Source organism: Salegentibacter salinarum, assembly GCF_900168115.1.
Classification (GTDB): Bacteria; Bacteroidota; Bacteroidia; order Flavobacteriales; family Flavobacteriaceae; genus Salegentibacter; species Salegentibacter salinarum.
Genome location: NZ_FUZC01000003.1, coordinates 146,309 through 167,962, shown reverse-complemented (window position 1 = coordinate 167,962; position 21,654 = coordinate 146,309). Strand labels below are relative to the sequence as shown.

At 37.4% G+C, this 21,654-nt stretch carries 20 protein-coding genes and 1 pseudogene; 18 read left to right on the top strand and 3 right to left on the bottom strand.

Annotated features, from left to right (window positions below):
• Positions 1 to 2: 2 nt before the first annotated feature.
• From B5X53_RS05380 to B5X53_RS05370, 3 genes are read left to right on the top strand one after another with little or no spacing between them, the layout of a single operon-like run.
• The gene (locus B5X53_RS05380; protein WP_079712219.1) at positions 3 to 1,235 is read left to right on the top strand and encodes an efflux RND transporter periplasmic adaptor subunit; all 1,233 of its coding nucleotides are present in this window, start codon (positions 3 to 5) and stop codon (positions 1,233 to 1,235) included.
• Entirely contained in the window at positions 1,228 to 1,971 is a 744-nt protein-coding gene (locus B5X53_RS05375; protein WP_079712218.1) for an ABC transporter ATP-binding protein, read from the top strand. The genes B5X53_RS05380 and B5X53_RS05375 overlap by 8 nt, the downstream gene beginning before the upstream one ends.
• On the top strand, positions 1,968 to 3,188 hold the full coding sequence (locus B5X53_RS05370) for an ABC transporter permease (protein ID WP_079712217.1): 1,221 nt from the start codon (positions 1,968 to 1,970) through the stop codon (positions 3,186 to 3,188). Before B5X53_RS05375 ends, B5X53_RS05370 begins: the two co-directional genes overlap by 4 nt.
• Positions 3,189 to 4,087: 899 nt before the next feature.
• Here the strand turns inward: B5X53_RS05370 and B5X53_RS05365 are convergent.
• The 3 genes from B5X53_RS05365 to B5X53_RS05355 form a co-directional block, all read right to left on the bottom strand.
• Complete coding sequence (locus B5X53_RS05365; protein ID WP_079712216.1) at positions 4,088 to 4,474, bottom strand: DUF4907 domain-containing protein; 387 nt, start codon at positions 4,472 to 4,474, stop codon at positions 4,088 to 4,090.
• Between the two features lie 126 nt (positions 4,475 to 4,600).
• The gene (locus B5X53_RS05360; protein ID WP_101023107.1) at positions 4,601 to 5,587 is read right to left on the bottom strand and encodes a Kelch repeat-containing protein; all 987 of its coding nucleotides are present in this window, start codon (positions 5,585 to 5,587) and stop codon (positions 4,601 to 4,603) included.
• Between the two features lie 11 nt (positions 5,588 to 5,598).
• The gene (locus B5X53_RS05355; RefSeq protein WP_079712214.1) at positions 5,599 to 6,462 is read right to left on the bottom strand and encodes a DUF6268 family outer membrane beta-barrel protein; all 864 of its coding nucleotides are present in this window, start codon (positions 6,460 to 6,462) and stop codon (positions 5,599 to 5,601) included.
• A 222-nt stretch (positions 6,463 to 6,684) separates the two neighbouring features.
• On the opposite strand from B5X53_RS05355, the gene B5X53_RS05350 reads away from it, so the two are divergent.
• The 15 genes and pseudogenes from B5X53_RS05350 (at position 6,685) to B5X53_RS05275 (ending at position 21,627) form a co-directional block, all read left to right on the top strand.
• On the top strand, positions 6,685 to 7,989 hold the full coding sequence (locus B5X53_RS05350; RefSeq protein WP_079712213.1) for a DUF4270 family protein: 1,305 nt from the start codon (positions 6,685 to 6,687) through the stop codon (positions 7,987 to 7,989).
• On the top strand, positions 7,982 to 9,220 hold the full coding sequence (locus B5X53_RS05345; protein WP_079712212.1) for a BamG family beta-barrel-assembly machinery protein: 1,239 nt from the start codon (positions 7,982 to 7,984) through the stop codon (positions 9,218 to 9,220). Before B5X53_RS05350 ends, B5X53_RS05345 begins: the two co-directional genes overlap by 8 nt.
• Positions 9,221 to 9,581: 361 nt before the next feature.
• Positions 9,582 to 9,784, top strand: a pseudogene (locus B5X53_RS19285) (DUF5712 family protein); the annotation flags it as partial.
• Between the two features lie 169 nt (positions 9,785 to 9,953).
• Positions 9,954 to 10,391 (top strand): hypothetical protein, encoded by a 438-nt coding sequence (locus B5X53_RS05330; RefSeq protein ID WP_143533241.1) that lies wholly within the window; start codon positions 9,954 to 9,956, stop codon positions 10,389 to 10,391.
• Between the two features lie 484 nt (positions 10,392 to 10,875).
• Entirely contained in the window at positions 10,876 to 11,109 is a 234-nt protein-coding gene (locus B5X53_RS05325; RefSeq protein WP_079712209.1) for a hypothetical protein, read from the top strand.
• A gap of 34 nt (positions 11,110 to 11,143) precedes the next feature.
• Complete coding sequence (locus B5X53_RS05320) at positions 11,144 to 11,371, top strand: hypothetical protein (protein ID WP_079712208.1); 228 nt, start codon at positions 11,144 to 11,146, stop codon at positions 11,369 to 11,371.
• Position 11,372: 1 nt separating this feature from the next.
• Entirely contained in the window at positions 11,373 to 11,861 is a 489-nt protein-coding gene (locus B5X53_RS05315) for a YqiA/YcfP family alpha/beta fold hydrolase (RefSeq protein WP_079712207.1), read from the top strand.
• A gap of 148 nt (positions 11,862 to 12,009) precedes the next feature.
• Complete coding sequence (locus tag B5X53_RS05310) at positions 12,010 to 12,906, top strand: helix-turn-helix transcriptional regulator (protein ID WP_079712206.1); 897 nt, start codon at positions 12,010 to 12,012, stop codon at positions 12,904 to 12,906.
• A gap of 50 nt (positions 12,907 to 12,956) precedes the next feature.
• Entirely contained in the window at positions 12,957 to 13,394 is a 438-nt protein-coding gene (locus B5X53_RS05305) for a hypothetical protein (RefSeq protein WP_079712205.1), read from the top strand.
• A gap of 28 nt (positions 13,395 to 13,422) precedes the next feature.
• Positions 13,423 to 13,848, top strand: coding sequence for a hypothetical protein (locus B5X53_RS05300; RefSeq protein ID WP_079712204.1), 426 nt, complete (start codon positions 13,423 to 13,425; stop codon positions 13,846 to 13,848).
• 186 nt (positions 13,849 to 14,034) lie between these two features.
• Entirely contained in the window at positions 14,035 to 16,404 is a 2,370-nt protein-coding gene (locus tag B5X53_RS05295) for a type I restriction-modification system subunit M (RefSeq protein ID WP_079712203.1), read from the top strand.
• Between the two features lie 75 nt (positions 16,405 to 16,479).
• Entirely contained in the window at positions 16,480 to 18,282 is a 1,803-nt protein-coding gene (locus B5X53_RS05290; RefSeq protein WP_232764127.1) for a GmrSD restriction endonuclease domain-containing protein, read from the top strand.
• Positions 18,283 to 18,284: 2 nt separating this feature from the next.
• Complete coding sequence (locus B5X53_RS05285) at positions 18,285 to 19,547, top strand: restriction endonuclease subunit S (protein WP_079712201.1); 1,263 nt, start codon at positions 18,285 to 18,287, stop codon at positions 19,545 to 19,547.
• Between the two features lie 10 nt (positions 19,548 to 19,557).
• A complete protein-coding gene (locus tag B5X53_RS05280) occupies positions 19,558 to 20,637 on the top strand; it encodes a DUF4917 family protein (protein ID WP_079712200.1) in 1,080 nt (359 codons plus the stop codon).
• Between the two features lie 72 nt (positions 20,638 to 20,709).
• Entirely contained in the window at positions 20,710 to 21,627 is a 918-nt protein-coding gene (locus tag B5X53_RS05275) for a hypothetical protein (RefSeq protein ID WP_079712199.1), read from the top strand.
• Positions 21,628 to 21,654: the final 27 nt, after the last annotated feature.

The window sequence follows — 21,654 nt, the reverse complement described above, 5'->3', positions numbered from 1 at the left end:
CAATGAAAACAAAAAAAGCAAAAATTCTTCTGAGTGTCTCTCTTATTATCATACTGTTGATCTCTGCATATTATATTTTGAATACAGATAATGAGTCCTCGTTTAGTGTAGAAACCGTCCCTGTAAAGAGAGGTGAAATAAACACCCTGGTTACTGCTACGGGTACTATAGAGCCCTTAACCAAAGTTGCGGTCGGGACCCAGGTTTCAGGAGAAGTAGAAAAGATTTATGCTGATTATAATAGTGAAGTTAAAAAAGGGCAATTGCTTGCAGAGCTCGATAAAACTAACTTAAAAGCAGCCCTGGGGCAAGCGCAGGCCTCTTATGAAAACGCTTTAAACGAAAAAGAATATTATGGTAATATTTTTAAAAGACAACAAGGACTCTATGAAGAAGAGGTGATCAGCCGGGCTGATTTCGAGGAAGCAACCTATAATTATAACCTTGCAAAAACCCAGGTGACTCAATCTTTATCTAATCTACAAGAGGCGAAAACCAACCTTGGTTTCGCCGATATATATTCTCCCATAGATGGTGTGGTGCTATCTAAAGAAGTAGACGAGGGCCAGACCGTTGCGGCAAGCTTTGAGACCCCTACCCTATTTACCATTGCTAAAGACCTCAGGCAAATGCAGGTTGAAGCTAGTGTAGATGAAGCTGATATAGGGAATGTAAAAGAAGGACAACGGGTTACCTTTACTGTGGATGCGTATCAGGGAGAAACTTTTGAAGGTATAGTAACCCAGGTAAGGCTATCTCCCATTGAACAGGAAAGTGTGATCACTTATACAGTAGTCATTAAAGCACAAAACCCAGACCTTAAATTAAAACCTGGATTAACCGCCACGGTGGTCATTTATACTCTGGAACTTGATGAGGTTCTCACCATAGAAGCCAAAGCCCTAAACTTTAAACCAAACCCCAACCAATTAATTAAATATAATGAACAATACCTAACAGGGGAAAAACAACCACGAGAAATTCCCGAAACTTCGCAAGAAGACATGGTGATTGTGTGGAAACATACTGAAGATAACAGGATTCTTCCGGAAAAGATTGAAGTAGGAGCAAGTGATGGCATTAACACAGAGGTGGTCAGCGGGTTATCGGAAGGAGACAAGCTTGTATATAATTTAAAAACCAATGCTAATCGAGGGGTCCGAAAAGAAAGTTCAAGCCCATTTATGCCTACCCCCCCGGGGAACAATAAAAATAAACCAGGTGAAGATGAATAGAGACATTATCAGCATTGAAAATATTAAAAAGAGATTCAGGATGGGACAAGAAACCGTAGAAGCTCTCAGGGATGTTTCTTTTTCCATCGCGGAAGGTGAGTTCGTTACTATTATGGGATCCAGCGGGTCAGGGAAAAGCACCCTTTTGAACATTCTTGGCTGTCTAGACCAACCTACCTCCGGCTCCTATGAAATTGACGGGCTAAATGTAAAAGATCAAAAACCTAATGGTCTTGCAAAAATAAGAAATGAAAAAATCGGGTTTATATTCCAATCCTATAACCTTCTTCCAAGAACTTCGGCCATTGAAAACGTAGAACTACCACTGTTGTACAACAGTGCGATTTCCAAGGATATTCGCAGGAGGCGTGCCATAGATGCCCTAATACGTGTGGGCCTGGAGGAGCGACTTCACCACACCCCGGCACAACTATCCGGTGGGCAACAACAGCGCGTGGCTATTGCACGTTCTCTGGTCAATGATCCCGTAGTAATCCTGGCTGATGAAGCCACAGGAAACCTGGACACCCGTACCTCGTATGAAATTATGGCTCTTTTTCAGGAACTAAATATTAGTGGTAAAACCATTGTGTTTGTAACGCACGAGCAAGATATAGCCAATTTTAGCGCCCGGACTATTGAATTAAAAGACGGCAATATTATCAGAAATGTACAGAACCACGATATAATGCTTGCTGCTGAAGAATTAGAAAGTTTACCAAAGGAAAATATATGAAAATTTTAAACTTATTACGCATAGCCTGGAAAGCTATAATCCTGAATAAAATGCGCACTTTCCTTACTATGTTAGGAGTAATAATTGGGGTAGCAGCGGTTATAACCATGCTCGCTATTGGTGAAGGATCTACCCAGAGTATAAAAGAAGAAATCTCCGGTATGGGTTCTAATATGATCACTATCAGTCCCGGGGCCGGGATGCAGGGAGGAGTAAGAACTGACCCTGGTCAAATGCAATCCTTAAAGCTATCTGACTACCACGCGATTAAAGAAAAATCCAGTCTAATCACACATATTTCGCCACAAGTCAGTGGAAATGGGCAGGCAATAAACGGTGCTGAAAATTGGCCGACAAGTATATACGGGGTCACCCCAGAGTATCTAAATATTAGGGTGTTAGAACTTGAGGACGGCAGTATGTTTACTGATGCTGAAGTTAAGGCTTCCAGTAAAGTTGCAGTTATAGGCCAAACCGTCCGGGAAAATTTATTTTCCACAGAAGAGGACCCCATAGGAAAGATGATTCGCTTTAATAAAATTCCTTTTAGAATAATTGGAGTATTGTCGCCAAAAGGAGAAAATACCTTTGGCCAGGATCAGGATGATGTCATTTTGGCCCCCTATACCACCGTGCAGAAAAGAATACTTGGGATAAATTATGTACAGTCTATAGTTGCCTCTGCTATAAGCGAAGAAAAAGCTCCTGAAGCGGTAAATGAAACCTACTCCATTCTGAGGAAAGAACATAATATATTAACCGGGGAGGAAGATGATTTTAATGTATTTTCTATGGATGAATTGATCTCCATGTTCAATTCTACCAGTGAAATCATGACGGCATTACTGGTTGCTATTGCCGGGATCGCCCTGCTTATTGGAGGAATTGGTATTATGAATATCATGTATGTTTCTGTAAAAGAACGTACCCGGGAAATTGGCTTGCGGTTAGCAGTTGGTGGACAAAGTATGGATATCCTGGTTCAATTTTTAATCGAAGCTATTCTAATAAGTGTTACCGGCGGCTTAATCGGGGTGAGCCTGGGGATAACCGCTACCCTACTAATTGAACATTTCCTCAACTGGCCGACTTCTATAACGGCTACTTCTATAATAATATCATTTACCGTGTGCGCCTTTACCGGAATATTCTTTGGTTGGTACCCGGCAAAAAAAGCCTCCGGGCTAGACCCCATTGTAGCCCTGCGCTATGAATAATTATTGCTTTACATATCTCACTTATTTTGAATATGTTTAGTTAGCCAGAAATAGGCTGTCTTATGAGGCAGCCTATTTCATTTAAGAATTTTTGACTTGTGAAAAAAATATAGCTCCTCCGCTTATTCCACATTTAATTATCCTACCCACATTAGTAATGCCTATTATAAATTAAGACTATTTACACGTTAAAGTAGGATATAAACGGTGATGACCTCAACGAATTTTTTAAAAACCGGATAAACGTTCTGCGTTATATGAATTAAAAGCGCGAAGGCAACCCTTAGGCATCCAGGTTATAATCACACCCAAAGTCCGAAAATCGAAATTACCGTGATTCTTATGGCCCGGAAAAGTGTGGTATGGAAAATAAAATCAAAAGATCTGGATAAGCCATTACCTGAAATACTGATGCGTACCGGCCGGAAGGAACCTCAATACTTCCTTATAGATCGCAATATTAGGGAGTAATAGCGATATAGAAGAAAGTTTGAATTTATATTGTTGAACACCTACTTACACAATTTTCGAAAAGATCAACGGGGATATCACCTGGAAGAATGTCCACCGGATACAGTACAACTTAATTGTAATTATGGGTTTGTCTTTAAACTACCGGGGGAAAAGAGCGTCAATACAATTCGTTACAGAGTGGCTTTTGGGGAAATAAACAGGAAGAAAAATTTAAGAACTGGTTAGTTGAAAATGAACCTTCGGATGCTTTTAAAGAAATAAAATCCAGAGAATGGAAATTATACTTAACACCAGCGGAAAAAATCTGGATGCACAAATATAAGGGCGCTTACCAAAATCCTAAGCTGAGTAGTACACTAAATGCCTCAGGTTTTTAAAACCTTCACTTGAATTTGGCGTATTTTACACCGCGGTCCTCATAGGCTTTACGGACATAAAGATTGGATTGGAAGGCCTGATGTAATACCAGTCTCATTCCGATTTAAATCCAAGCCAATTTCCTGTAATTCTTCAAGGGTAAGGGCTGGTTGTTGGCCTCGAGTAATTTTTTTAACCACCAGCCTTGCAGATGATCTCGCAATATCATAATTGGGAAATGGTATCTCATTTTGTATTGCGGGGATGAAATCTTGTTTAATTAAAAGATGGGCTCCTTCTGAAATGGTATACCCGTAGCCGGAATTAACCCGGTGTACCGCGATACTAAAATTATTTGAAGTCAGATCCGTTAAGTTGCCGGAATTAAGAAAATAAACGGATAGACCAACCATACAGATACTAGCAAACACCGTACTTATTTTATCTAATTTCATATATAAAAAATTAAAGAAAAACCCAAAGCAACTAACCGGGGGCGCGTGGTATTTGTGCTTTGAGTTTTTCCGACTCAACCTAGAGAAAATTTAACAACCATTTAAAAAACCAAAAACAACATAAAACTAATCTTCGTCATCATATTCCTGTTGGGGATATAATTCATAAATATCATCCAGGTATAGACTACCGGATCTTCCCATAGAAATATAAGCGCGATCACCGGTAGAGAAATAAGTAGCATCCTGACGTGCGGTTCCTTCTAATTGCGTAATTTCTTCCCACGTGTCATCCAAGGGATCATATTCCCAAATCGTAGAAAGCGCACCCCCGCTATAACCTGTTGCAATATAGCCAAGCCCCTCCATTTCAAACCCTACCGCATAAGAACGCGTCACATAATAATCATCTTCTTCATCCAGGTCATTAAGAGGACTAAAAACCTCCGTGGAAGGATCGAAAACCCAAAAATCTGTTTGGTAGATTCCATTGCTTTCTCCTGTCCCCAAATAAACCAGTCCGTCTATAGAGAAGGATGTGGCTCCTCTTCTTTTATCGCCGCCGAAACCTACCACTTCACTCCACTTGTCGGTCCCAGGATCATATTTGTAAAAATCCTTACGATCGTTCTTACCGTCATATCCGGTTCCTACATATCCCGTTCCTTCAGCACCAAACCCTATGGCCTCCCTACGCGAACCACCCATAAAATCAGCTTTTTGGTTCCACGTATTTGTTGCGGGATCGTATTGCCAGAAATCATCCAGTTCATCTATTCCGTCATACCCTACACCCAGGTATCCTTTTCCTGCTGTGGCAAACCCAACTGCTGCTGTCCTGGGAGTTCCCGGGAAATCCGCTTTTTGAACCCAATAATTACCATCAATATTGTACTCCCAGAAATCATTCATATAATCATCGCCATCGTACCCGGTTCCCATATATCCTTTTTGATCTATAGTAAATCCTATCGCATTGCTCCGTGGTACGCCATCAAAAACTGAACGAGACACCCAGTTTCCTCTTTCAAAATCATCATCATCATCGGAACAACCGGTAAGGATGAGGCCTAGTAAGGCGGCCGTAATCAAATATTTTATTTTACGCTGCATTTTTATCATATTTATTTATTATTTAGATTAAGTATAATACCAGTTCCCAGGAAGAATGATTCATTATTAATGGTATAGGTTTCATTTCCCAAGTGATCTATAAACTTATATTCATCTGAAAACCCATAGCCTAAGTTTAAATCAAAAGACCAGGTATTGTCTATTCTATGCTGAAATTTAAGACTCGTCGTATTGGAAGACCAGACCATGTTGGAAATACTGGATGTTAGCCTGGAAGAATGATGAACGTTTGCATACATCCCTTTAAATTCAAGATTCCCTTGAAGGGAATTGTTTCTATCCAGTTGGTAGGTAATTTCTGTTTTAGGAAAACCAAGGCCTAAGGCCAGGGTTTTATTAAATTTCTTATAGAATAAAACCCGGGGTAATATTTTAGGCACGCCTAGAAATGTATAATAACCAAGGCCAAACTTTACATAAGCGGGTAATTCTACCGTACCAAAATCACGAGTAATAGCAAAGCCCCCATTTAGCAGAAATTTTTCACTGGTTAACTCACCTTTTAAATTTGAAGCAAGAGAAATATCACTATCAACTTCTAATTTCCAATACCGGGAAAACCGGTAACCTATCGCTGTATAATTATGAAAACGATAGAAGGTTTCCAGTCCTGTTGTATTAAATGAAGCATCCATAGGATAGGATAAGTTATTAACTCCAATCCCCAACTTGTTATTAATATTAAAATTACCGGCATTCAATCCCAGTATGTAGGAAATATTGCTTCTGGACGATCCCATTTCCTCCCCTGAAGGAACAAGCGTGTAATTCGCTACAATCTTGTTTTCAAATATTTGGGAGTAAAAGGTTGTTCCTTTAATTAGTATAAGCATCATTACTAATCTTTTAAGCATTATCCATAATTTTTGTCAAACCTACTTTTTAACCAGTCTTTAAAAAAAAACGATATACAAACAGCATCTTTCAATCGACAAATTTGCTATTTGCTCACATTAAACATATGTCTGATGTTTATAGATAAAAAACTTTCCTTTAACCCTGATTCCTTCTCATTTATATATAATCTTTTGTTTAAACAACCCGTCTGAATAGTTTCGCCGAAACTTTATTACTACATGAAATTTCATATTCAAAGAAACCCTATAATAATTAGCATACTCTTCATCAGTGCTTTTTTATTATTCTCCTGTTCAGAAGATAGTGACATAAGCGAAGTCGCCGATAACTGGATTAATAGTAATACCAAAGTGTATTTCATAGATACCCTGACCGTAAATTCTTCTACTTTCAAATTCGATTCGCTATCCGTTTCAGGATCCAACAGGCTATTGATAGGAGCTTATACGGATGAAGATTTCGGCTATATTGAGAGCAAGGTATTTGCCCCGATTTACCCATCTACATATACTATAGATAGTGAAGCAGAACTGGATTCGGTAGCACTCATACTTAATTATGATGGCTACGCCTATAACGACACCTTACAAAACCAGGTTTTTAATGTTTATGAAATTTTGGAGAAAGTGGATAATGATGGAGAAGACTTTTACAATACAACCAGTTTCAAAGTGGCGGAAAACGCAATTGGAGTCAAAAATTTTAAACCCTATCCAACTTTAAATGACTCCTTGCATATTACTATAGATTATAATTTTGGGGAGGGGATCTTTGAAAAAATAAAGAACAAGGACCTCACCAATACTGAGGATTTTATGAGAGAATATAGAGGGATTAATATAGTCCCCGATCGTGAGAATACTGGTGTTTTAGGATTTTCCAGAGAAAGTTCCTTAAGATTATATTATTCTATTAGCGCAGAAGTTGATTCTGAAGAAAAGACCTTGGATTTGAATTTTAACGAATCCGACAGCTTTAACCATATTTCTTCTAATAACGCGGGGAGTTTGCTGGACAGTCTTTCCCAAAACAGTTATCTATCCAGTCTGGATAGTGACAATCAAACGTTTATCCAGGGTGGAACAGGTATCGCCACGAGAATTGATTTTCCGAATATGGAAGCTTTAAATAATATCCAGGGAGAAGGAACCATAATGGATGCCAATTTAAAAATCTATCTAAAAACCCGGGACAATAAGCTGAGTTCTCCAAGCAACTCCCTTCAATTCTATATAATAAACCAGCATTCGGATATAATAGGAAACCTTTATGATTATAACCAGGCTACTGTTACCGGGGAGATCCATCAGGAGAGTCAGGAATTCAATATCATAAGTTATAGTGTCCCTCTTAAATACTACCTGGATTCCAAAGCAAGCGACCCAAACGGTAATAATTGGTATCTAATTATGTATGGGCAGGATTTCAGTTCTTCTGTAGACAGCTATATTTTTTATGGTGAGAAGGCACCCGGAGATCGTAGAATGAAACTTGAGTTAACCTATGCTTTATACGATGAATAAATACTTATATATAATTGTCTTCTCTTTTGTGTTTGTTAAAAGCTTCTCGCAATCCAACACCCTGACGAATTCCCCATATTCTCTGTATGGCCTTGGAGAGAAAAATTTATTAAATACCGGGAAAACCAATGGTCTTGGTGGTACGGGCATTGCGCTCCCCTCTTCCACTATGATGAATAATTTGAATCCGGCTTCTTACGGCGCAATACCTCAAAACCATTTTTTCTTTGATGTTGGTATTAACTATCAGATAAATAATCTTAGTGAGGCAGGTAATGAGGATCGTAAAACCAACGGGAATTTCTCTAACATTGCCTTCGCTTTGCCTATAAACGAGAAATCCGGGGTGGGTCTTAGCCTACTACCATATACGGATGTAGGTTATAATTTCACTAGCCTCCAAAACAATATTGAAGGCTCATCAGAAGCCTATTATACGTCAATCGATGGTTATGGTGGTATTAATGAGTTAGCTATAAACTATGGGATATCCCTGGGTAAAAAATTAAGATTAGGTATTTCAGGTGAGGTTCTATTTGGAAAAATTACTGAATACGAAACCAATTATATCGGTAATAATACCTTGGAGCTGATTGAACAAAACTATTACTCGGGATTCAAAGCAGTATTCGGGGTTCAATATGATGCTTCGGAAAATATAAGCTTTGGCGCCGTGGTAAATTCCCCTACCAATCTTGGAGCATCCCAAAATCAAACTGTTTATCAATATCAACAAAATACCCAGGTTGCCAGTAGTAGTGACGAAAATAATATACCCGATTTTTCTCTTCCACTGGATATTGGCTTGGGTATAAGCTCTAAACTGAGCGAGGAACTTACCGTTTCTGCAGACTATACCAGGGAGTTTTGGACTGCTACTAACCAATCTGACAATCTTGGAACTTATGTGGATCGGGATTTTATTGGTTTGGGGCTCGAGTTTTTACCCCAGGGCAATCCCCTGCGATATACCAACCATATTCAATATCGTTTAGGTATGAACTATGATAGCGGGAACCTGGAAGTCTCAGGTATTAAAACCCACAATTATTCGATAAATGTGGGACTTGGCTTGCCTTTGAACACAAGAAGTAGTTCTATGTTTAATCTTATGTATTCTTACGGAAAAAAAGGTATAGTGAGTGACGGGCTTATACAGGAAAATTATCATACATTAAGCTTAAATATAAGCCTACAGGATATATGGTTTGTAAAGCGAAAGTTCAATTAAGAAAATAAGGGATGACCTTACCGCGCAGACTTGTCGGCGTGATCCTTACTTTTTTAAAAATGAAAATCACCTTTTTCCAAAACCAGAAACAAGAATTTTTTTAAACTTCTTTGTTAGCGTTTAGTGCTTTATTCTTCATAATTAAGAACTTCAAATTTCATTCTTTCTTCTTCGTCAGTTTTAAAGTTTTTAAGTATGTTGTCTTTTATCTTTTTAAACTTGTCTTTATACCTGGTATCTCTCAAATAAATTGAAAGTAGGAAATAATGATAGTTCAAATCTGATGGATTCTTGTCAACTAAACTTTCAGTACCTCTAACTGAGTTGTATAAAGATACTTTCGGAATTGGTATATTAACCAGATGCTTCAAATACCTACAGCCTTCCCCCGGTAGCATATACAAAGCTTCAGAAGTTAAGATGCATGGTAAAGTGGTAAAACGAGGGTTTGAGCGGGATCGCTTTTTTCGGAATTCTGAAAAGGCTTTTGACAAGATGTTCAAATACAACCGGAATTATGTAGAAAGCTATGTTGCCAAAAAGATGTTGAGTAAGGATCCAAAATAATATTTTCCAGGCTTAAGAAACCTTAAATGGGCGCGGTCAATTACATTAGTCACCTTAACTGTATATTTCGAAAATTCGCGGATGACGAAAAGATCTCGTCCTCACACCGCAGTTTGTATCTGGCCTTTTTTGAACTATGGAACCAAATGCGTTTCCAAAAATCATTATGCTAAATAGTAAAGAGGTGATGGCACTGGCTAAAATACGTTCCGGGACGACCTACCACAAACTACTTTGCTATCTAAAAGCCTGGGGGTACCTTCAATACCATCCCACCACTAATCCGCAAATGGGATCCCTCATTGAGATGTTCAGATTTGATATCCTACCTGATCAAAAAATGAACAGGACCTATCCAGTTTCTGAACAGGTACCTGTCCAAAAATTGGTATCTTTTAATAAACATAAGAGTAAACATATAATAAACTCTTTTAAAACCACTTGTTCAGAAAATGAACAAGTGGTTATTGAGTTTTTCAGAGCAGAAAAAAGAAGTGTCCTGGAGGCTAAAAAATTCTATAATTTTTATGAATCCATAGGCTGGAAATTAATGGTGAAAATCCAATTACAAATTGGCAGGCCTGTGCCCGAAGTTGGATGCTAAAGGCTGACGAAATAAAAAAAAATCTAAAGTCTGATTCACCGTCCCAGAACCGGGACAACTTGCATACTAGTAAGCACAAAAACTATGGAGAGCCATTCTGAAAAATTATGAGGTTAATTTTAATAGTGACAATAATTGGTTAAAATCCTACGTAACCATTGTAATTGAATCTGAGTAATTATCGCTTAAGAGACTGGAGTCTCGTAAAATTGATTATTTGCTCTATGCCTAGACCTAGACTAGAAAAATGGCTGCATTTATAAATATTGAGATCATTCGTTTTTCGTTCAAATTAATTTTTGAACGAAAAAAACCGAAATTCACCCGATTGCGGTCGATTATGGCCAATTATGGACGATCAAATTCTGATAGCGGACCTTATAAAAAAAATTTACTGTTTATTCTCCAAAAATATTGACGATCTTACCGAAGGCGACATAATTTGTCGCTTATTAAACTTAGTATTGCAATATAAATAATAGCGATGAGAAAATTAGAGATAACACTTACCGAAGAGCAATACCAACATATCCAGGAAGAAATCAAATATGGAGGTAGGACAATGCTGGAAGAAGAGACTTTCGGAGGATATGAAATTACGCTTCACGTTGGCGTACCAAATATCTATACTTATATCGAAATGAGTTATATCAATAAGATCGACCTGGGAGAAGTGGAATGGAGTTTCAGTAAAAATTTTCAATCATTAAAAAACTAATATAAGCCATCATCCCCATATCAAATTAAATAAAGTGAGTAGATCTAAACGCAAAACACCAATCCTTCCCAATTGCACAGCTACTTCAGAAAAAGCAGAAAAACAAAAAGCCAATCGTAAATTAAGAAGAATTGTAAAGGAAAAGTTAGCGATTACAGATGAGAATTTTCCGCACATAAAAGAAATTTCGGATAGCTGGAATTGGGAAAAAGATGGCAAATCTTATCGCACTGATCTAAGCAATAAAGAAAAAAGCAAGTAATATGAATATACTATACTTACACGGACTAAAGAGTAAACTGAAGGAACCAAAACGAAAAATCCTGGAAAAATACGGCCAGGTGTTCGCCCCCGACATAGATTATTCAGAAATACATTTTCAACCCGAACTTATTCTAAAACAATTCCCCACAACCGAGTTCAATGTGGTAATGGGAAGTAGTATGGGCGCGCTTAATGCCTACGCGGTTTCAGAAATTATCGGCAGACCGGCATTGTTGTTCAACCCTCCCCTATCTAAATACCAAAGCCTTAAACCCAAAAATAAATTTACACCTGGAATTTCAACTAAACAGATATTAATAGGAGGAAGTGATGAGATTGTAAATCCGGCAGAAACTCTGAACTTTCTAAGTAAAAACCTGCAACAATCTGAATTGGATATTCAGATTTTGCCACAGTTAGGACATCGTATACCTATCGATATCTTTACCACTCAGGTTGAGAAATTCTTTAAGGATGTTTGTGCTTAAACCCATTTCGTCACTTCGAGTAAAATCCTGAAAGGATTTTGTATCGAGAACAGAGAATGAAATTCAAAAACTTGTTCTCGATAAATTTTTCAAAGAAAAAATCACTCAACCTGACGTTTTTGAACTCCAATTAAACAACAAAAAACCTATGTCTGTACGCCAAACCATAAAACGCCATTATAAGATCATTTCTCTACTTAGGTTAAGACCTATGAGTTATGAGGAAGTTCAAGATATGATGGCCGATAATCCCGATGCCGTTGAAGAAGACTTATTCAGTTCTCAGCGTACATTTCAACGGGATATTAAAGACATTGAAACTATCCATAAAATAGAAATCAAGTGTAACCGTAGCACTAAAAAATATGCTATTGTTGAAGATGTAGAAGAAACGCATTCCCAAAGATTACGGGAAAATTTTGACCTTCTAAACGCCATTCGACTTTCAAAAAGTTTCGGAAACCAATTAATTTTTGAAGAAAGAAAACCTTTAGGTACGCATCATTTAGCTGGTTTATTACACGCCAGTCAGAATTTTTTAGAAGTTGCGTTTGAATATCACAAATTCTGGGATACTTCTGTCAGTACCCGAAAAGTAAAACCCATTGCGCTTAAAGAAGCCAGGAACCGCTGGTACCTTATAGCTGATGATACCAAAGATGATATCATCAAAAACTTTTCTCTGGACAGGATTCAGAAACTGGAAATTACCAAAGAGAAATTTAAACCTATTGAATACCAGGCCTACGAAGAATTTAAAGATAGCTTCGGAATTATTAACGGCACTAACGAAGACCCGGTAAAAGTTATTCTTTCTTTCACCCCGCGTGAAGGAAGATACGTAGAATCATTGCCGCTGCACCATAGCCAGGAGTTGATTTTGAATAATGAAAAAGAGATCAGGTTTAGTTATTTTATTCGGCCTACCTACGATTTCAGAATGGAAATTCTTTCTTACGGCGACCAGGTAAAAGTAGTGGAGCCAAAAGCTTTACAGACCCAGATCAAGAAAGAGCTGCAATGCAGTATTTCAAATTACAAATAAGTTTCCGAATCAAATTTATCTCAATTTTCTAATACCCCATAAGCTTTAAGATGAATATAAAACAAGCTCTAAATACTCTCTTTCTATGCTGTCTAATCAATAGTACGATAAATGCTCAGGGGATTAAAGATGAGAACAAATATGGAGAGCAACTCTATTTAATTGATGGTAACCTATTAAAAGAAAAAAACAAATATGGGAAAGACCTATTCTACTGGAATGGCCAAGAAATAAAACTAAAGAATAAGTACGGCAGTAGTATCTATTTTTTAGATGGAAATACGGTAAAGCTGGAAAATAAATACGGGGACCGTTTATATGAATTCGATGGCTATTATATACGGTATCGTGATAAATACGGACCTAAAATCTGGTATTTAGATGGCAGGGTTTTAAAACGAAAAGATAAATACGGGGAACCGGTTTTCTATTTTGAAGGCATCCCTGATAGATGGGTACTTGTGGCCTTGTTGGATCTTTCTAAATAAACAGAACTTTTAATGTTTAGAGATTACTATGAAATATGAGGTTAATTATTTTAAAGGGCTTTCTCAAATTGAAGGTTTGGAAAAACTTCTTGAGATCAGTTTTTTAAAAGAAGCCTTGCTAAGATGTGTCTTGAAAAATGAAGGAAGTTCCTGGTTTAGAGTTGAAAATCAAGACGGCAACTGCCTTACACTTTCTAACGAAAAGTACCTGGTTATTTTACTCATTGAGGTAAATGAATTTATAATCAATGAAATAAAAGAAGCAATCCCGAATATAGATAAATATATTCCGATAGTAGTAAAATTAGAGATCGACACTTATAATTATGACTTTCCCAGGGAAGTTGATTTAAAAGTTGATGATATCTGTGAAACGGCAAAAAGAGATGGAATAGGACATAAAAACCTGTTTCTCATTTTTCTAAGAATTTTATTTGATAAAAAACCTTATTGAAATTGGTTTAATAAAGAAATATACCAACATAATACGGGAAAACATTTTCAAAGCTTTAAGAAAATATTTAGATTTACCAATGTGATGCCCCACCTCCGCAAATCCCTACTCGCGGAAATAATGCCTGCAAAAGAAATAGTTCTATACGCAAGCTTCGGGCATTTATAAATCTTACACAGAACATACATGACTCAACAAACCCACAATAAATTAGTTTCCTTCATCTGGTCTATTGCAGATGATTGCCTGCGTGACGTTTACGTACGCGGAAAATACCGTGATGTGATCCTCCCAATGGTGGTGCTTCGCCGTCTTGATGCCTTACTGGAACCCACAAAAGATGAAGTTTTGGAAGAAATGCGTTTCCAAAAGGAAGAAATGGATTTCACAGAATGGGATACAAGAGGTTTAGAAGCTGCTTCCGGATATGTTTTCTATAACACTAGTAAATGGACGCTGCAAAAACTGCACGACACCGCCACCAATTCCCAGCAGATCCTGCAGGCGAATTTTGAAGATTATCTGAATGGTTTTAGTCCCAATGTAAAGGAGATCATAGAAAAATTTAAGCTAAAAAGCCAGGTACGACATATGGCCAGCAAAGATGTGCTGCTGGACGTACTGGAAAAATTCACTTCTCCTTATATCAATCTTACTCCTTTTGAAAAAGAGGATCCCGAAGGCCGCAAAATGCCGGCGCTTTCCAACCTGGGAATGGGTTATGTTTTTGAGGAACTCATCAGGAAATTCAACGAAGAGAACAACGAGGAAGCCGGGGAACATTTTACCCCACGTGAGGTGATCGACCTGATGACGCACCTGGTCTTCGATCCTATCAAAGATCAATTGCCTCCGGTAATGACCATTTACGATCCTGCCTGCGGAAGTGGAGGGATGCTTACCGAAGCCCAGAATTTTATTAAGGATGAAGAAGGCCTTATCAGGGCAACCGGAGATGTCTACCTCTACGGGAAAGAGATCAACGACGAGACCTACGCCATCTGTAAAAGTGATATGATGATTAAGGGCAACAACCCCGAGAACATCAGGGTGGGTTCTACTTTGTCTACAGATGAATTTGCGGGTACTACTTTTGACTTTATGCTCTCCAATCCGCCTTACGGGAAATCCTGGAGCAGCGAACAAAAATATATTAAGGACGGGAAAGATGTGATCGATCCCCGCTTCAAGATTACGCTGAAGAATTACTGGGGCGTGGAGGAAGATGCCGATGCCATACCGCGCTCTTCAGATGGGCAGCTGCTGTTCCTTATGGAGATGGTGAACAAAATGAAGCCCAAACACCAAAGCACTTCCGGTTCCAGGATCGCTTCCGTGCACAATGGCTCCAGTTTGTTTACGGGCGATGCCGGCGGCGGCGAAAGCAACATCAGGCGCTACATCATTGAAAATGACCTTTTGGAGGCTATTATCCAGATGCCCAACAACCTGTTCTACAACACCGGCATCACCACCTATATCTGGCTGCTCAGCAATAATAAAGCTAAAAACCGTACAGGAAAGGTACAGCTTATCGATGGCGGACAATTATTCCGAAAGCTGCGGAAGAACCTCGGAAACAAGAACTGCGAATTCGCTCCTGGGCATATCGATGAGATCGTTAAGGTTTATGCTGAAATGCAGGCTGAAAGCCGAAAGATCGATAAAGAAACCAATGCTGAAGTTCCCGGAATAGCCGCACAGGTTTTTGATAATCAAGACTTCGGATATTACAAGGTAACCATTGAACGACCCAAGAGGTTAAAAGCTCAATTTTCTCCAGAAAGAATTGAGGAACTTAGATATGACAAACAGCTTAAAGAACCGATGCAGTGGGCCTGGGAAACATTTGGTAAAGAAGTCTATACGAAGCTGAAGGATCACGAAAAAGAGATCCTTGCCTGGACTGAAGAAAACGACCTGAACCTGAGCAGCAAAAATCGAAAGAAATTGCTAAGCCCCAAGGTTTGGGAAAAACATCAGAAGCTGGTGAATAATGCTTATAAGCTGGAAAGTTTGTTTTTTGGAGACACTCTATACAATGATTTTAATCTTTTCAGAAAAGAGGTTTTAGATTTTCTTAAAAACAGAAAGGAGTTAACTTCCAGTGACAAAAATGCTATTTTAAGTGCCGTGAGCTGGTATGATGCTAAAGCCGAGAAGGTGATCAAGAAAAAGGAAAAGTTGAGCGGAGAAAAACTCAGCACCCTTCTCGCCCACTTGAGTTGCACCGAAGAACAGTTACCCGACTTTGGCTATTTTCCTACCGGGAAGGCAGGAGAATATGTCATTTTTGAGACTGAAAGCGATCTGCGGGATTATGAGAATGTGCCGCTAAAAGAGCAAATTTACGGCTACTTTTTAGAAGAGGTAAAACCCCACGTGCCCGAGGCCTGGATCAACCTCGATGCCCCCAAAATTGGATATGAAATAAGCTTCAACAAATATTTCTACCGCCACACCCCGCTGCGTTCAATAGACACCATTGCAAAAGAAATTTTGGAACTGGAAGAAAAGAACGAAGGTTTGATTATGGATATATTAGGAATTTCTTAAAAGTAAAATAAAAGGAACTGTTATTTTACTTTAAGCCTGAAAAGTTAAATAGGGTCTAAAAAACATTATAATTTATTGATAAAAGTTATGGCTAAATATTCTGTACATCAACAGCCTGTAGAAACTCTTCTAAGTTGGATAAAATCTGGAGAGATAGCAATCCCAGAAATTCAAAGACCATTTGTCTGGAAAAACACAAAGGTGCGTGATCTAATTGATTCCTTATATAAAGGTTATCCCGTTGGATATATAATTACCTGGAGAAATCCTGATGTGAAATTGAAAAACGGAGAGTTATCTGCAGGAAAAAAAGTCCTAATTGATGGTCAACAACGCATTACAGGGCTAACGGCTGCTATAGTAGGTCAAAGGGTTTTAAATAAGAACTACAAGGAAATTTCCATAAGAATTGCATTTAACCCTATAACCGAAAAATTTGACGTTCTTAATAAAGCTCACGAAAGAAGTCCCCAATGGATTAATAATATAAATCCTATAATTAACGACGAAATTTCAATTTCTAAAGCTATCAGAAAATTTAAAAATGAAAACCCTGAGGTAGATGAGGATTTGATTGAAGAGAGAATCGAGAATCTAAAAAAAATAAAGAATAAGCAGGTTGGAATAATTGAATTAGATCATTCTCTGGACATTGATACAGTGACCGAAATATTTATTCGAATTAATCAAAAAGGTGTTGTTCTAAGTAATGCTGACTTCGTGATGTCCAAAATTGCGGCAGATGAACAGCATGAAGGGAATAAGATGCGGAAATTAATTGATTATTTCTGTAGGCTTATAGTGGATAAAGATTTTAACAAACACATACAGGATAACGATCCAGAATTTGCCAAACACGAATTTTACAGAGCGATCAAGTGGATGGCTAACGGGAATGATAATCTTTATGTTCCTGATTATATTGACGTTTTAAGAACTGCATTTACTTACAAATTTAGTCGCGGAAAATTTAGTGATCTTGTAGCTTTATTGTCAGGAAGAAATTTCGAAAATCGTTCATATGAAGATGAGATAGCTGAAAAAAGTTATAAAATATTAGCTGAAGGTTTGACTGATTTTGTGAACCAAACTAATTATCAGCGATTCTTAATGATAATTCAATCAGCTGGTTTTATTGATCAAAAATTAATTTCGTCCAAAACCAGTTTAAACTTCTCTTATAGCCTCTATTTGAAACTTAGAAGCGAGGGAATGCCAGAGGCAAGAATCCAGCATTTTGTTAAACGCTGGTTGGTAATGTCCCTTTTGATAGGACGTTATTCTGGTTCTGCAGAATCAATGATTGATGAGGATATAAAGCAAATTAATGAAAAAGGAGTTGAAGCTTACCTTCAACAAATGGAACAAAGCAATCTTGGTGATGGTTTTTGGGATTTTGGTTTAGTAGACAGTCTTGAAACTTCCAGTGTAAACAATAATGCCTACAATGTTTATTTAGCCGCTCAGTGTTATTTTAATGCGCCTGCATTTTTAGCTAAAACAATGAAAATAAGTAGTCTCATTGAGCAGCGTGGAGATGTGCATCATCTATTTCCAAAGAAATATTTAATGAATAATAGTTTCCCTCAAAAAGCATATAATCAAGTAGCTAATTATGTACATACAGAACAGGCTACGAACATAAAAATAGGAATGGCGGCTCCTACAGAATATATGCTAAAGGTTATTGCAGAAGTAAATAATGGGTCCAGAACTTTAACCACTCTTGATAGCGAAACAGTCTTGTGGGAAAATTTAAAAGAAAATGATATTCCACTTTTGATCAACGATTGCGACCATACTTCATACACCGAATTTCTTCGGAGACGTAGACAATTAATGTCAAAGAAAATAAAAACTTATTACGAAAGCCTATAAGGATGGAAGCAGTAAAAGAAAAACCACAATTACAGAAATATCCTGCGTATAAAGATTCAGGCGTGGAGTGGCTGGAAGAGGTGCCTGAACATTGGGAGCTAAGGCGTTTAGGATCGAGATTTGAAGAACGTAAAACAAAAGTTTCTGACAAAGATTTCCCACCCCTTTCTGTAACCAAGAATGGAATTTTTCCTCAGCTAGATAATGCTGCGAAATCCAATGATGGAGATAATAGAAAGTTAGTTAAAAAAGGAGATTTTGTTATAAACAGTAGGTCGGACAGAAAGGGTTCAAGCGGAATCTCAGACTTGGATGGCTCGGTATCACTAATAAATATAGTGATGAAACCATATAATCTGTATGGTCCATTTTCAAATTATTTACTAAAAAGTACTGCATTTGTAGAAGAAAATTATCGGATTGGACACGGCATTGTAGCTGACCTTTGGACTACACGTTTTGATGAATTGAAAAACATTAAAGCCGCTTTCCCTCCGTTCGATGAACAAACCGCCATCGCCCATTTCCTGGATGAAAAATGTGGTAAGATCGATACGGCCATTACTCAAAAGCAACAGCTTATAGAGCTGCTCAAAAAACGCAAGCAGATCATCATCCAGAATGCGGTGACCAAAGGTTTAGATCCTAATGTGAAGATGAAGGAATCCGATGTGGAATGGATCGGGCAGATCCCGGTGCATTGGGAGGTAAAAAAGCTGAAACATTCTGCAGCATTAAGATCTGATAAAACTGTAAGCAAATTTTCAACTATGAATTATTTAGGTTTGGAAAATATTGAGTCTTGGACGGGAAATTTAATAGAAACTGATTCGGAAACCGAAGGACAGGCAAATTGTTTCAAAGTGGGCGATGTTCTTTTTGGTAAACTACGCCCATATCTTGCAAAGGTTTTGTTAGCGAAAAAAGATGGTATTTGTTCAGGAGAGATTTTAGCATTTAACGCAAATGAAGAGGTTTATAATTCTTATTTGCACAAAGTTATGCTCTCTTATAGATTTATTGATTTAATTGACTCTTCTACATATGGAGCAAAAATGCCTCGTGCTAACCCTACTTTTATCAAGCATCAAATAATACCCATTCCAGGCTTTGATGAACAGCAGGAGATAGTGAAATATATTAATGACCAAGTCCAAAAATCTGATAAGACGATTGACTTTCAAAGACAGCAAATCGAAAAACTAAAAGAATATAAAAGCAGTTTAATAGACGCGGCGGTGACGGGGAAGATAAAGGTGAGTTAAATAGAAAATTATGGCAAAAGATAATATCCAGGCAGAGTTAAAGTTTGAAGATCTTCCAGATTACAGTTCTGTCCTAGGTAAATTAAATAAAAGAAAGGATCCAAAGCATTTAATAATGGGGAATGGATTTAGTATGGCGTATGATCATAAAATTTTTTCCTACAATGCTCTTTATGATTTTATCGAAAAATTGGAGGATCCAGTGTTATCGAAGCTCTTTAAAGTAATCAATACCAAGAATTTTGAATTGGTCATGCAGCAGCTTGATTATTTTATTGAAATAGCTGAAGCTTTTGATACGGATAAAAAATTAACTCAGAAATTAAAAGGAGCAAATTCTAAACTCAGAAGCAGTCTAATTAATGCTATTACTGATTTACATCCTGAACATGTATTTGAAATAGCTGAAGAGAAAAGCGAAAAATGCGCTGCTTTTTTAAATGAATTTTTAGAAAAAGATGGTAAAGTTTTTACCACGAATTATGACCTCTTGATGTATTGGGTCTTGATGAGAAACAATGCCACGAAGGGTATTGACGGTTTCGGCAAAGAAGTTTTAAATCCCAAAGAAGTTAAGAGAGGTGAAGAGCCTGAGCTTTCAGACCTTTATTGGGGGAAAAATAAAGATGATCAAACTGTGTTTTTTGTCCACGGTACTCTCCCAATTTTTAATACCGGTATAGAAATAATAAAGGAAGTATATGATTCAGAGCATTATCTACTGCAAAATGTAAAAGAGCGGTTGGACAAAAAAGAATATCCAATTTTCGTAACTGCAGGAAACGGGGAAGAAAAGCTAAAACATATAAGGCACAATCGTTACTTATCATTTTGTTACGAAGAACTCACCAAAATGGAAGGTTCATTAATAAGTTTCGGATTTAATTTTGGAAACTATGACGAACATATAATTGATGCAATTAATAAGGCAGCGAAACAAGGAGGAATTCCAAAAGATGGTCGTAGACTGTGGAGCGTTTACATAGGAGTCTATTCAGAGAAAGATTTGGATCACATTAAAGAAATACAAGGAAAATTCAAATGTAAAGTAAACGTATATAACGCTCGAACAGCTCCAATTTGGAATTGATCATTTCAATTATTCAAGATATAATAAACAAAATGGTGACTGCTATGATAAGGGTGAGGTAAAGTGAAGAATATGAAACTAATTATAGAAAAATATATAGGTAAAGAAGCTTTTGAAGAAAAGTTTCAAAAAATTTCTGGAAACAAAGAATTTGAGGAGGTTTTCACTTTCTTTTTAGTCAATTTTCTTACCGAGTTAGAAGAAGACAATGCCATTGAAGAAGATGATACTCCAGCAACTTTACTCGACATACCAAATGATTATATAGACTGCTATATAGAAAATAGAAAGAACGGATTTAGCAAAGTCTGGAGTAAAACGCAAGCAGAATTAAAAATAATGCGAGATCTTAATAACACGGTTATTAGGTGCTACGAGGAGGTTGCTTCAAGTGATAAACACGAAGCTCTTAAAGATTTACAAGTTTTTTGTAAACTAAAAAACGGAGATAAACGCTACACAGATTTTTTAATTGATTATGTGATCAATAATGGCTACTCAGAAAGACCTGTTGAAGAAATAGCCGCCGATTTCTCCAGAACTTATAGGAAGCAGTTAGAAAAAGGCAAATCGGAAATCTATGCTGACAAATACGCAAGTTTAATAGCTGAAGATTATTACCACGAGATATACTGTGAAGATTATGCCTTTATTTATGATCAAGCCCTTACAAAGGGTAAAAGTGAAGAATACGCTAAGCGATACGCAGAAAAATATGCCAGTGAATTGGTTGACGTAAAAAGAAGAGCAGGAATTGCTGATGACGAAGAAAGTCTTGAATTCGCGAAGGCAAAAGCTAAAGCTTATATTAATGGATGGGAGTATGCGACTACAAATAGTATACAAGAAAAGTCTGGTTTTATAGACTGCTATTCTAATTGCTATCTAAATACTTTCTTCTCTGACAATATAAACGAATGGTCCTCAATAGAACAATGTGAAGAAATTGTTTTAAGAAAGACTCTGGAGAAGTTTGAGAGTGCTTGTTAGCAGCTAGGATTTTAAGCCAAAAAAGTC

Excerpts from the sequence above, each read along its gene's own strand:
- B5X53_RS05380 (WP_079712219.1), top strand. The coding sequence starts at position 3 with ATGAAAACAAAAAAAGCAAAAATTCTTCTGAGTGTCTCTCTTATTATC.
- B5X53_RS05375 (WP_079712218.1), top strand. The coding sequence starts at position 1,228 with ATGAATAGAGACATTATCAGCATTGAAAATATTAAAAAGAGATTCAGG.
- B5X53_RS05370 (WP_079712217.1), top strand. The coding sequence starts at position 1,968 with ATGAAAATTTTAAACTTATTACGCATAGCCTGGAAAGCTATAATCCTG.
- B5X53_RS05365 (WP_079712216.1), bottom strand. The coding sequence starts at position 4,474 with ATGAAATTAGATAAAATAAGTACGGTGTTTGCTAGTATCTGTATGGTT.
- B5X53_RS05360 (WP_101023107.1), bottom strand. The coding sequence starts at position 5,587 with ATGCAGCGTAAAATAAAATATTTGATTACGGCCGCCTTACTAGGCCTC.
- B5X53_RS05355 (WP_079712214.1), bottom strand. The coding sequence starts at position 6,462 with ATGCTTAAAAGATTAGTAATGATGCTTATACTAATTAAAGGAACAACC.
- B5X53_RS05350 (WP_079712213.1), top strand. The coding sequence starts at position 6,685 with ATGAAATTTCATATTCAAAGAAACCCTATAATAATTAGCATACTCTTC.
- B5X53_RS05345 (WP_079712212.1), top strand. The coding sequence starts at position 7,982 with ATGAATAAATACTTATATATAATTGTCTTCTCTTTTGTGTTTGTTAAA.
- B5X53_RS05330 (WP_143533241.1), top strand. The coding sequence starts at position 9,954 with ATGCTAAATAGTAAAGAGGTGATGGCACTGGCTAAAATACGTTCCGGG.
- B5X53_RS05325 (WP_079712209.1), top strand. The coding sequence starts at position 10,876 with ATGAGAAAATTAGAGATAACACTTACCGAAGAGCAATACCAACATATC.
- B5X53_RS05315 (WP_079712207.1), top strand. The coding sequence starts at position 11,373 with ATGAATATACTATACTTACACGGACTAAAGAGTAAACTGAAGGAACCA.
- B5X53_RS05310 (WP_079712206.1), top strand. The coding sequence starts at position 12,010 with ATGTCTGTACGCCAAACCATAAAACGCCATTATAAGATCATTTCTCTA.
- B5X53_RS05305 (WP_079712205.1), top strand. The coding sequence starts at position 12,957 with ATGAATATAAAACAAGCTCTAAATACTCTCTTTCTATGCTGTCTAATC.
- B5X53_RS05300 (WP_079712204.1), top strand. The coding sequence starts at position 13,423 with ATGAAATATGAGGTTAATTATTTTAAAGGGCTTTCTCAAATTGAAGGT.
- B5X53_RS05295 (WP_079712203.1), top strand. The coding sequence starts at position 14,035 with ATGACTCAACAAACCCACAATAAATTAGTTTCCTTCATCTGGTCTATT.
- B5X53_RS05285 (WP_079712201.1), top strand. The coding sequence starts at position 18,285 with ATGGAAGCAGTAAAAGAAAAACCACAATTACAGAAATATCCTGCGTAT.
- B5X53_RS05280 (WP_079712200.1), top strand. The coding sequence starts at position 19,558 with ATGGCAAAAGATAATATCCAGGCAGAGTTAAAGTTTGAAGATCTTCCA.
- B5X53_RS05275 (WP_079712199.1), top strand. The coding sequence starts at position 20,710 with ATGAAACTAATTATAGAAAAATATATAGGTAAAGAAGCTTTTGAAGAA.